9 protein-coding genes are annotated in these 10869 nt (G+C 56.4%); 3 read left to right on the top strand and 6 right to left on the bottom strand.

The genetic code is table 11. The features are described from left to right. Window positions 1–207: 207 nt before the first annotated feature. Window positions 208–1089: a hypothetical protein gene (locus JWS10_RS18875; RefSeq protein WP_299509338.1), complete on the bottom strand. Its 882-nt coding sequence runs from the start codon at window positions 1087–1089 to the stop codon at window positions 208–210. A 430-nt stretch (window positions 1090–1519) separates the two neighbouring features. Between JWS10_RS18875 and JWS10_RS18870 the strand changes: the two genes are divergently transcribed. The 3 genes from JWS10_RS18870 (at window position 1520) to JWS10_RS18860 (ending at window position 4542) form a co-directional block, all read left to right on the top strand. Beyond that, entirely contained in the window at window positions 1520–2920 is a 1401-nt protein-coding gene (locus JWS10_RS18870; RefSeq protein ID WP_299509337.1) for a family 1 glycosylhydrolase, read from the top strand. Window positions 2921–3233: 313 nt separating this feature from the next. Further along, the gene (locus JWS10_RS18865) at window positions 3234–3452 is read left to right on the top strand and encodes an acyl carrier protein (RefSeq protein WP_299509336.1); all 219 of its coding nucleotides are present in this window, start codon (window positions 3234–3236) and stop codon (window positions 3450–3452) included. A 16-nt stretch (window positions 3453–3468) separates the two neighbouring features. After that, window positions 3469–4542, top strand: coding sequence for a hypothetical protein (locus JWS10_RS18860; protein ID WP_299509335.1), 1074 nt, complete (start codon window positions 3469–3471; stop codon window positions 4540–4542). Here JWS10_RS18860 and JWS10_RS18855 read toward each other — a convergent pair. From JWS10_RS18855 to JWS10_RS18835, 5 genes are all read right to left on the bottom strand, one after another. Continuing rightward, a complete protein-coding gene (locus tag JWS10_RS18855; RefSeq protein ID WP_299509334.1) occupies window positions 4539–6014 on the bottom strand; it encodes a class I adenylate-forming enzyme family protein in 1476 nt (491 codons plus the stop codon). The genes JWS10_RS18860 and JWS10_RS18855 overlap by 4 nt on opposite strands. After that, a complete protein-coding gene (locus JWS10_RS18850; protein ID WP_299509333.1) occupies window positions 6007–7002 on the bottom strand; it encodes an HEXXH motif-containing putative peptide modification protein in 996 nt (331 codons plus the stop codon). Before JWS10_RS18850 ends, JWS10_RS18855 begins: the two co-directional genes overlap by 8 nt. 279 nt (window positions 7003–7281) lie before the next feature. Continuing rightward, a complete protein-coding gene (locus JWS10_RS18845) occupies window positions 7282–8286 on the bottom strand; it encodes an ABC transporter permease (RefSeq protein WP_299509332.1) in 1005 nt (334 codons plus the stop codon). Further along, a complete protein-coding gene (locus JWS10_RS18840) occupies window positions 8283–9251 on the bottom strand; it encodes an ABC transporter permease (RefSeq protein WP_299509331.1) in 969 nt (322 codons plus the stop codon). Before JWS10_RS18840 ends, JWS10_RS18845 begins: the two co-directional genes overlap by 4 nt. Continuing rightward, window positions 9244–10758 (bottom strand): sugar ABC transporter ATP-binding protein, encoded by a 1515-nt coding sequence (locus JWS10_RS18835; protein ID WP_299509330.1) that lies wholly within the window; start codon window positions 10756–10758, stop codon window positions 9244–9246. The genes JWS10_RS18840 and JWS10_RS18835 overlap by 8 nt, the downstream gene beginning before the upstream one ends. Window positions 10759–10869: the final 111 nt, after the last annotated feature.

Below are 10869 nucleotides of genomic sequence, written 5' to 3'. Positions count from 1 at the left end.
CGCTAGGTTGATAGCCTTCCGGAGATGCACATCGCCTACCGGCTAACAGGTCAACTGGGTCAGCAACCATCGCCTGCTCAAACCCACGGCGCGGTTCACTCTATCCAACTGAGGCACCCGCGCCTTGGTGCGCGCAAAATGCCTGCACTCCTAATCAACATTTCGGCTGCGAATTGAGCACCTCGAAGTTGCTCTGCGCAAACCTCGTCATGCCGCTTCGGCCGTGGGACCGGCGCTTTCAGATGGCATTGCACCGCGCAACATGCCGTAGCGCCAGCGGTGGTTTGTTTCTGCTGAACGGCTTTGGTACATTACGATCAGCTCATCTCCCATCACGAGGACGGTCGAGTGTCCGTTCTCGCCCGGCTCTGTGGGGTCCAGCAACGGCCCAAGTGTGCGATACGGCCCTTCGACGCGGTCGGCCAACGCAAGAAACACGCGCTGCCGTGACCCACGCTTGCCATGAGGCAGAAAACAGGTGGCGTTCAGTAATACCCGACCATCGGGGAGCTCGACAAGTTGCGGCCCCTCGATGCCCCATTCATAATCAATTTGCCCGCGTGGATTATGGTGGGGGACTTCGTCATGGTCGAGGATTTTCCCCAAACGGTCCCATGGCCCGAACCACGTCCCCGACCGGCTGCGCGCAAGATAGACGTCGGGCTGAGGCACTGTCGCAAATCGTGGCATGGCGGAGTAGACGATGTATTTACTTTTGCCGATGACGGCCGGATGCGGATCATACAGCCCGTCTTCGTCAGTGTCGGGCAACGCGATAAGAGCTGCGGTTCCCGCCACCCAAGAGTATCCGTCTCTGGACACCAGATGTTCGCATCGCCCCCCGGATTTTATGAACTCTGTCTGGATGAACATGTGAAAAACACCGTTATCAAACACAACTCCCGGTGCGGCTACGCCAGAGCCTTGTATGGGCAACGAGATGAGATCTTGCTGAGTCCAAGGCCCCTCGAGAGACGGAGCGGTAGCGTGGTAAATCTTCCAAAGCTCCAGCGTCACGGTGCCACCCGAACCGAACATGTGCCACGACTTGCCGTCAAAAACCGGACACGGGTCCTTGACATCGTCCATTCCACTTGGTTCGAACAGTGGAAATTGGTTGGAGATAACACTCATGTTCATGTTTGGCCCTTGAAAGCGGCAGAACCGCGGGTAGCGACTTTGCACGCACCTGCTGCGTAAATGTTGAAGTTATCGGACGCATCGCTTCCCTACGGCAGTCTTGGCCCCTTCGCGTCGTCACAATTGGCAACCATCGTGCGGTCCGGCCCAGACAAGCATGCCGACCCCATTTCGCGGTAAGTAATACACCTTTGGTCTGCCGTAGAAACTTGAGACACCCGCGGATATCCCGTCCGACTTACGAACTTTTTCTTTTGCTGATCCCTAGGCTTGAGACGTTCTGCCAACAGTTCGGGAACTGCTGGCGGACGCGGAGACTTATTCTCGCTAATGACACGAAAAACGATGCCGGTCTTAGGCAAGGTAATGGATGAAGATCATGACGACCACTTTCTCAGTCGAAGCTTCTTCTGCGCAGGAGTCTCACTTGTCTAGGCGGCATCGCCCCATTTTGCAAGCTATGGTTGTGCGCCGCCCAAACTTTAATCCAGTCGTTCCAAGACTCTCCTATCTTACCGGGTTCGAGGGCACACAGATGTTCGGCCATGGAATCGATGTGCTCGATACCAGCGAGCACGCGGTGCGCTACAAAGAAGATTTGCGTCGTCTCGCAGCAGACGGGTTACGCGAGTTTCGTTGCTGTATCCCATGGCATAAGATCGAGCGCGTGCGAGGCATCTTTGACTGGGCCTGGACCGACCGTTACCTTGCCCAAGTCCGGCGTTTGGACCTGATCCCAATCGTTGATCCGCTGCACCACACAAGCTTTCCACAGTGGCTTGGGGATGGCTTCGCAAATCCAGATTTTCCCGATGTCTACGAAGCATTCGTGCGGGCTTTCGCACAGCGGTATCCGTGGATCACCGACTATACGGTTATCAACGAACCGGTAGCGACCGCAATCCTGTCGGGCTTTACAGGGGATTGGTATCCCCATTGGAAAGATCGGGAAGGCGTGGCAAGAATTATACTTGGCAAGGTGCGCGCAATTCATCGGGTCACTGCCACACTCAAGAAAATTGTGCGGGGACTGCGAATTGTCCACGTGGATACATGCGAGCGTCATCATGCGCTCGACCCCGCATCTCAAGATCACACCGACTTCAGCAATGATCTGCGCTTCGCGGTACTTGACCTGTTGCTTGGGCGGATGGACAGCACGCACCCACTTTACGCCTTGTTCGTGGAGAATGGCATGACCGGGCAAGACGTTGCGCGCTTCCGCGAGTCGCCAGCCCGGATCGACGTACTTGGACTGGATTTTTATGCTCACAGCGAGCTTGGCTGGACTGTTGACGGCCAGAGCGATGATTTCCGGCCTTGGGGCTTCAAGAGGGTCGCGCTCGAATATGTTGAACGCTACGACCTGAATGTGATGCTATCCGAAACGAACGTCAGGGGGCGCATTGAGGACCGCATAAGCTGGCTCAAATACATGGTAGGCGAAAGCGAGGATCTGGCAGCCGAACTCGAAAAGCGGAACCGGCGGTTTGAGGGATTCTGCTGGTATCCCTACATTGATTCCACGGACTGGTGCTCTTTGTGCCGCGAGCCAAACAGGCGTATCGACCCTCAGGGGATCTACTATCTTTCCCAATCTTTTGACCGTAAGCCGTCACAGCTTTCTGAGATCTACGCAAAACTGGTTGCGGGTGAAATCGGCTCAGCCGAAATCCCGGCGTTTCGCATGGAAGACACCGTGCTGACAGACCGGCGCGTTGGCAAGTTTTTGGTTCACATGACTGATTTTGAATGGAAAGAGGGCGAACCAAGTATCTGAACGACTTATCAGCTGATGATCTTCAGTCACGTACGGCGGTGAGACCTTAGCCCGCTAGTTTGATTAGATCGTCGGCAAAATTGGCAGCGGTAGGCATCGAAAGGCTTAGAGCTCGATTGCATAACATGAGTTATCGTGCCACGTTGCTTGTGACATGCTTAGAGATGTGTCCGTCAACAATACTGAATGAATGGGTCGATCATGAAACTTGATATTTCCAAACTGCTTCGGCTTAAAGGCTCTGCTGCCGCAGCAGCGCCAAAAATCGGCGAAGTTCCAGCCAACTCGTAGTCTCACATTCTGCGAGTAAAATATGTTCACAGCTGATGCCCTGACAAAACTCTTTTCCAAGGTTCTCGGTATCAGCTGTGGCGCTTCCGACAGCTTTTTTGATTTGGGTGGCGATTCGTTAAGCGCCGTTGAGCTGACAACCGAATTGTCGGCTCTTGCAGGAGCGCGGTTCGACATAAGCTTGTTGCTTGACTATCAGACCCCGAGCGAGCTTGCCGCGCGTCTAAATGATATCGCTTAGCTGGGGAACGGCTGCTGTGAACGCGCCGTCAGAAGAAATGTGGTCCGCTCCGGACATCGACAAAACTCTCAGCCACATTGAAATAATTTGCCGAAATTGGCCGGGTGAGCGGCTTGATGCGAAAAGTACCATGAGATTTCTTAATCCTGAAGGCACTGCATCGCCGATCTTCTGGGTATTTAACGCCGCCGCCGAATTTCCAGCCATTGCTAACCAAATGTCGCCTTCGCAACCCATAGTCGGCATGCGATCACTGAATATGATCGTTGATTCCCAGACTCGCGCTAACACATCAATCGTTCTGGAACTTGCAAAGCACTATGCCGACACGCTGCTGAAGCGTTTTGGCACCGGACCGTGTATCGTGGGTGGCAACTGCCAAGCTGCCGAGATCAGCTACCATGTCGCGCTGAAATTGCTTGAGGCGGGCGTAGAGGTACTATGCTTTGTCACGCTTGATGCCGAGTGGCAGCTGCCATTGCCGCTGCCCGTCAAAATGATCTTTGGCCGCAAGAGTAATCGAAATCCGATGCGTACATTGAGCGAGCCGGAGATGCAGATACGGCATAATTGGTGGTCAGCCGCATTTTCGGGTGTAGAGGTCGCAGAGACCGATGGCGGACACGGAGAGTATTTTCTTCCCGCCAATATACCCAGCCTTGTTAAGGAGATATGCTCCGCCGAGAAACGACGTGGCAGTGTGACCCCGCGTCCGGCTACAAACTGGAGCTTGCACCGAAATGAGGATGCTGAGTTCAGCTTGCGGCTTCCGCAGGGGCAATATGTTGAGTGCATGGATAAGCTATTGATTATTCCGCTACTGGAACGCGGCGTATCACACCCAACAATCAGGATGCCCTACGCTGATCTAGTCAAACCCTCCGAACTGACTGGCGGCTGCGTTAGCTTCCGGTGGAAACCTAATCCGGCATTCAAAACCCGGGCTATGCTATGTATGCAAGGAACCGGACCGCTGTCGTGGCCGTTCGGGGCGATGCCTTTTTTGGTAATTCCGACGTCGGCAGATTCTGGTCGACGTAATTTTCAGTCGCTGCCCACAACGCATACAATCCGTCTGCCTTTGCCTTAAAACGCTTGAAACTTCTCGGGCGCGGATTGCCACCAAGCGGATATCTGGCTGCGTTTGATTTTGCCGCCTACGGTCAAATCTTCGGGGCCGAGCAGCCAAAGCCCGTCAGGACGTTCATGAGCATTAAGAGTTTTGCGCAACTCGCGGCGAATATCATCCATTGGGGCGGTACCGATATCAAGAGCCAAGAGAATTGCATCCTCTGTATCTTCGCGGCCGCTTACTCGGATTACGGCCGCATCCCGAATGCTGTCCATTGCAAGAATGCGGGATTCCAGCAAAGCCGCCGAAAAATTCACACCATGACGACAGATTATCCCTTCACCGCGCGCCGCGATATATAAAAAACCAGCATCGTCGAACCAGCCCAGATCCCCAGGAAAAATCTCCGTAATCTCGCCTTGCTTCCCACTCGCAGCCGGACGGCGCAGGCGAATACGCCCCACAGTATCGGGCGGGCAAGTTGCGCCTGTATTGTCTGCAATATCAACATCGAGCCCCAGCAGAACCCGCCCACAAGAGTCCGGATTGGTCAGTAGATCGTGGCCGCCGATGCGAGAGATTACCCCTGTCTCGGTAGAACTGTAAGTCATCAGGTAACTTGGCGTCAGCGAATGATAAGCGCGCAGCTTGTCCTCCGCGCGAGCCGGGCCACCTATAGATTGCAGTTTTTTCAGATGCGGGTAGCGGGGGAGGGGGCTGGCCGCTGCCTCGGCCTTTGCGGCCAGAGCGCGGATTAGGTTAGGTGGTAGCGTGCACTCTTGAATTCTTGGGTCCAGCAAGGCTTCGTCCAGCGTATCGGTCGAAAACAGCAAATCTATCGAATGGATTGGCTCGCCCGCCAGCAGGTTGCGCCACCAGATGTAACGCGCACCCGGAAACGCTACAGAAATTGCTGATAGCGCCGCTCCCCAAAAGCCCCGGCTTTGGTCATCCATCATTGCGCGCACCGCTGTCAGCATGCCGACTTGCGTCTTTTCTTTGACCTTAGGCGCGCCAGATACACCGGAACTTGCAATAAAATCCCCAACCCGGTTGGCTGGCGATGCTGAGGGCATCGTAAGCAATTCGAACTTGGGCAAACTTGCTGGGTCAGGCATCAACACGACACCGGAAAAAGCACAGACGCGTACTTGTCGTGAAATCACAGCCCTCAGCTTTTGCTGTGAACGCCAAAACGCTAAGCTGTCGGTGCCCAAACGATGATCGAGTATCATTGGTTCGACATCAATCATCCAGCAGGCCATTGCCAACTGGATCGAATGTAAATTGTCATGCATTGCCAGCCCAAGTCGATCGCCTGCAGAAAATCCTTGGTCGGCAAGCCATCCAGCCATACTCGACGCCGTTTCCATGAACTTTTCTGCTGTAATTGCCCGATCGCGTCGCCAGACAACGATGCGAGAGGGGTTGGCCAGAAATTCGGTGCGAAGAGCAGCATAGTAGCCAAGCGGTTCGACGTTGTCAGTCATGCGACAAGCGGGACATTGCCGTTGCGGCATCGGCATTAATCTGCGCTCCCCTTGGGGTGAAAATCGCATGTGCAGCTACGATTTCATAGGCTTGCTCATAAGCTTTTTGAGAATCCACGGTCGCGCCACGCAATTCCTCGATTTCAACTTCGGTCATCATGACCGCCAGATCCGGGAAGGCCAGCAGCGCTTTACCAAAGGTTGTCATCCGCGCAGAGACCCACATGGCGTGAAAAATCCCTTCCATTGGTCGCCCCTGACGCCGCAAAGGTGAACTATATAAGGTCTCAGGCTCATTGAGCAGTACGTCATCGTCCAGATGGCGCGCAAAAAGCAGCAGATGCGAGCTTTCGTGGATCAGTGTCATCAGATGATGAGCAATGTCGGGACGGGTGCCGGGATTGAACAAAACAGCGCCGAACAAATCAAAGACTGATCCTCCTGCAAAGCCGCCTTTGCCAATATTCACCGCCAAGATAATTTCACATAAAAGCTCGTTTAGTTCATCGCTCCAGTCTAGGGCCGCGGCTGCAATAATTGCTTTTGCCCGCTGCAGTTGGACTGCGGCCTCAGCAGCGGCTGTATCGGTTGGAGCAAACAGTTGGGTGGTCAAACCCACATCATCGGCAAAACATGCGCGAATAACCTCAACGCCCGAAGCCTCCCAATTCTCTGGTGAAAGGGACACGATTCGAAAAGCTGCGGGTCTCCTAGCAAGTTCCAAATTCGCAATCGAATCGCGCTTTAAGTCGAAACTCGCCATGTCACCTGCAAGCGCTGCATCGCGCAGCTGCGCGTGATGTCCAAACAATACCGGGGTCGGAAAGCCTGCTGCAAGTACACGGCTAACCGCGGCACGATACCTGTCTGCCTGGCCACCGGGCGGTGGTACGGCCTCAAGCATCAAATGAGTAAGGGATGTTGTGAACCGATCTGAGATCGCGCGCTTCAGCGCCTGTACACCCGCCGCATCCGGTTGAAATGTCAAATTATCATTCCCGACTTTTGGATCTGGCCCGCGAATGGCGGGTTCATCTTAGTATACTCGCCGCGATCTGCCTTTGCCATGACGTGGAGCGGCGGCACGAGTCTGACCTTTAGGCAAACTGATTGCCATACTCAACTAAGATCCAAGACGACAAGAAACCTCACGCCTCACACCGGGCTCATACCGAGGAAACCACACAGTGAAGGGCTACCGCAGTTACGATGCTAGCGTCCTGCTTGTCCGGGTTCTATGGACTGCGCCCGACCCGTTTGTCATATTTCATGGTTGCAGAGAATCGGTCGTGTCGGCTACCGTCGGGCCACCCGCAACGCGGTGCGTAAGATGAGCCTGTAGAAGTACGACGGCCAACAAAAACAGGCCGCGGATCACAGATTGCCAATATGCAGAGAGCGATATCCAGCCCTTGCCGTTCTCGAAATTCAGGATGTTGAATACGACACCCAGCAGCAGCACTCCGGCGAGCGTGGTTACTACCGACCCCGCGCCTCCGGTTAGCAACGTGCCACCGACGACGACTGCGGCAATGGCAAACAACTCCCATCCTACACCCTCAATCGGCTGACCCGCCCCGAATTGGGCAGCGAGGATGACCCCGGCAAGACCGGCCAAGCCACCCGAGGCCAGATAAACCAGAAAAGTAATCCGTTCGACCGGCAGGCCCATCATCCGTGAAGCGTCTTCGCTGCCGCCAATCGCCAGCACCGCCCGGCCCGAACTCGTGAGGTTAAGGACCACGGATCCGACCAAATAAGCAAATGCACCAATCAGTGCGGGAACCGGCAGACCGAGCAGGTTGCCTTGTCCGAGTTCGGTGAATGCCGTGGCATAGGATACCGCCACCGACTGATTTCGGGCAAGCAAAAGCGCCGTGCCGCTGGCTGCCAGCATCATCGCAAGCGTGGTGATGAAGGGCATGATTTTCAGCCGGGTGATGATCAAACCGTTCAGCGTGCCTGCGAGCATCCCTGCCGCCACGCCTGCGGCCAGCCCAGGCAAGAGGCCGTAGGGGCTGGCATAGGCTGCGACGACGCTGCCCAACGCCGCGACCGACCCCACCGACAGGTCGATCCCACCGGTCATGATGACAAAGCACATGCCAAGCGAAATCAGGGCAAACATCGAATTGTAGCGCAGCACGCTAAGGATGTTGAACGATCCCAAGAAGTTTTCATAGCGCAGACTGCCGAACAGGATCAGCGCGGCAAGCGCCAAAACAACCCCATAGCTGGCCAGCATCTGACCCCAATTCGTTTTGCGCCTCATGCCGTCCGCCCCCGCTCTTGCAACCAGACCGCGCCAATGATGATCGCCGCTTTGCAGACAAGGGCCGCCGCATCGGGCACACCGTTGGCAAGCAACGTGTAGCGCACCAGTTGAATGACCAGCGCGCCCAAGAGGGTGCCAATGATCGTGGCACGGCCGCCGCTAAGCAGCGTTCCTCCAACGGCCACAGCGGCGATTGCGTCAAGCTCCATGCCCATGCCGACCAGATTGGCATCCGATGCAGAGTTGATGGCGATCACCACCAGCCCAGCCAAGCCTGCCAGCGCGCCCGAGATTGCGTAGACCGCGATTTTGATCCGTCCAGTGGCAATGCCAGACAGACGCGCGGCGCGTTCGTTGCCACCGATCGCCAGCAACTGACGACCAAAGTTGGTGCGGGCCAGCATCCAAGCCGCCAGCGTCACGATGAACAGCATCACGATGACCTGCGCCGGAATGCCGAAGGGGCGGCTCAGGCCGATCCATTGAAACTCCGGCAGCTTGAACACCTGCAGATTGCCATTGGTCATCACCTGGGCAATGCCGCGGCCGGCAATGTACAAGACCAGCGTGGCCACGATAGGCTGGATGCGATACCGCGCGATCAGCCAGCCGTTGAACGCTCCCAGCAAAGTCGTTGCAGCCACCGCGACGAACATTGCAACCGCCACGGCCACAGGGATTCCACCGATCCCGACGAGGTTTCCCAGAAAGATCATCGGAGCAAGCGCCCCCGAGATTGCCATCAGCGAGCCGACCGACAGGTCGATTCCACCCGTCGCGATAACCAGAGTCATGCCGACGGCTACAATTACGATGGTAGAAACCTGCGTGAGGTTGACGTTCAGCGTCTGCCATGTCGCGAAATTAGGGGTGACCGCGAAATTGAACGCCAGCAGCACCACCAGCGCGAGCGCAGTGCCATACCGCGCCAGCAAAAGGCTTACACCCGACCGATCAGTCATGCCCGACACCGTGTGCCATCGCACTCAACACGGCCGCCTCGGTCAGACCGTCGCGCGGCAGATCGGCCACGCTCAGGCCCTCGCGCAGCACAAAGACTCGATCGGCTCCTTCGACCACTTCCTCGAGCTCGGACGAGATCATTAGAACCGCCAGCCCGTCATTGGCCAAGGACCGGATAAGCCGCTGAATCTCATCTTTGGCACCGACATCAATACCGCGCGTCGGCTCGTCTAAGATAAGAAGGCGTGGCGACATCGCCAGCCAGCGCGCAAGCAACACCTTCTGCTGATTGCCGCCAGAGAGTTCGCGGATTTTCTGGCTTGGGCCAGTGCACTTGATCCCGAGCGCCGCGATGAAGTGCGTGACGATCTGACGATATCTGGCCTCGTCAACGATTCCGCTGCGACCAAGCGTTGGGCGCAACGCCAGCATCATGTTGTCGGCCACGCTCATATCAGGCACGATGCCCTCGATTTTGCGATCTTCGGTGCAAAACCCCATCCCTGCGCGGATTGCATCGGCGGGTTGACTGGGGTGATAGGGACGCGCCGCTACGCTCATAGTGCCCGAAAGCGTCTGTGTGTCACCGAAGATCAGCCGCGCAGTTTCCGACCGACCCGAGCCTAGAAGACCCGTAAGCCCGACGATCTCGCCCTCGGCCATCTCAAGATCAACCCGGCGTACGTGGCGTCCGTCCGACAGGCCGTTGGCCCGCAGAACAATTTCACCGGGGGCACGTGACGGCGCGCCAAATCCTGTCGTGCGGCCTTCCGTGCGTGCGACATCACGGCCGAGCATGGTCGAGACCAGAGTCAGCTTGTCGGTCTCGTCGATGCGAGACACCTGCACGGTGCGCCCGTCACGCATAATCGTGACGCGGTCACAGACCTGGTACAATTCATCAAGTTTATGACTTACGAATAGCACCGAAATCCCCTCGGCTTTCAGCCCGCGGATCACCGTAAACAGCACTTGCGCCTCACGGTCGTCAAGCGATGAGGTCGGCTCGTCCATAATCACAAGCCGCGCCGAAAACCCGACGGCGCGCGCTATCGCCACCATCTGCTGCGTCGCAGTCGATAGTTGCGACAACGGTTGGTCGACGTCGATGCTGAGCTTGAACCGTGCCAGCAGTCGCCGCGCCTCGGCCCGCATCCCTGGCCAGTCGAGCAGCCCAAAGCGCCGCATCTCTCGGCCCAGACATATGTTTTCGGCCACCGAGCGTTGTGGTACTAGGTTAATCTCCTGATAGATCGTGCTAATGCCTGCTTCTTGTGCCGCGCGCGGCGACGCGGCCTCGAAAGCACGACCCTCAAACGTCACCTCGCCCGAAGTTCTTTGGTGATACCCTGTCAGCACTTTGATCAGCGTCGATTTGCCAGCACCATTCTGTCCGATCAGCGCATGGATCTCGCCGGGTTCGACTTGCAGCGACGCGTCGGTAAGGGCAGCGATGCCGCCGAATGTTTTGTTGATGGACTGCATCGACAATACTGGTGACGACATGATCTTCCGGACGTTAAAGGCGCTATCTGCGCAAAATGGCCCCAGCGGTGACAAAGGGCACTAAACCGCGTGGAGGAAACCAACACCTGTGCGTGGCGCAGAAGCGTGCAG

The sequence above is a fragment of the Cypionkella sp. genome (genome assembly GCF_028290025.1).
In the GTDB taxonomy this organism is placed as follows: Bacteria; Pseudomonadota; Alphaproteobacteria; order Rhodobacterales; family Rhodobacteraceae; genus Cypionkella.
This window is presented reverse-complemented; position numbering and strand designations above follow the sequence as displayed.

What these genes read in the sequence shown, in the direction of transcription:
- JWS10_RS18875 (WP_299509338.1), bottom strand. Translation starts at nt 1,089, where the DNA reads ATGGACGATGTCAAGGACCCGTGTCCGGTTTTTGACGGCAAGTCGTGG.
- JWS10_RS18870 (WP_299509337.1), top strand. Translation starts at nt 1,520, where the DNA reads ATGACGACCACTTTCTCAGTCGAAGCTTCTTCTGCGCAGGAGTCTCAC.
- JWS10_RS18865 (WP_299509336.1), top strand. Translation starts at nt 3,234, where the DNA reads ATGTTCACAGCTGATGCCCTGACAAAACTCTTTTCCAAGGTTCTCGGT.
- JWS10_RS18855 (WP_299509334.1), bottom strand. Translation starts at nt 6,014, where the DNA reads ATGACTGACAACGTCGAACCGCTTGGCTACTATGCTGCTCTTCGCACC.
- JWS10_RS18845 (WP_299509332.1), bottom strand. Translation starts at nt 8,286, where the DNA reads ATGAGGCGCAAAACGAATTGGGGTCAGATGCTGGCCAGCTATGGGGTT.
- JWS10_RS18840 (WP_299509331.1), bottom strand. Translation starts at nt 9,251, where the DNA reads ATGACTGATCGGTCGGGTGTAAGCCTTTTGCTGGCGCGGTATGGCACT.
- JWS10_RS18835 (WP_299509330.1), bottom strand. Translation starts at nt 10,758, where the DNA reads ATGTCGTCACCAGTATTGTCGATGCAGTCCATCAACAAAACATTCGGC.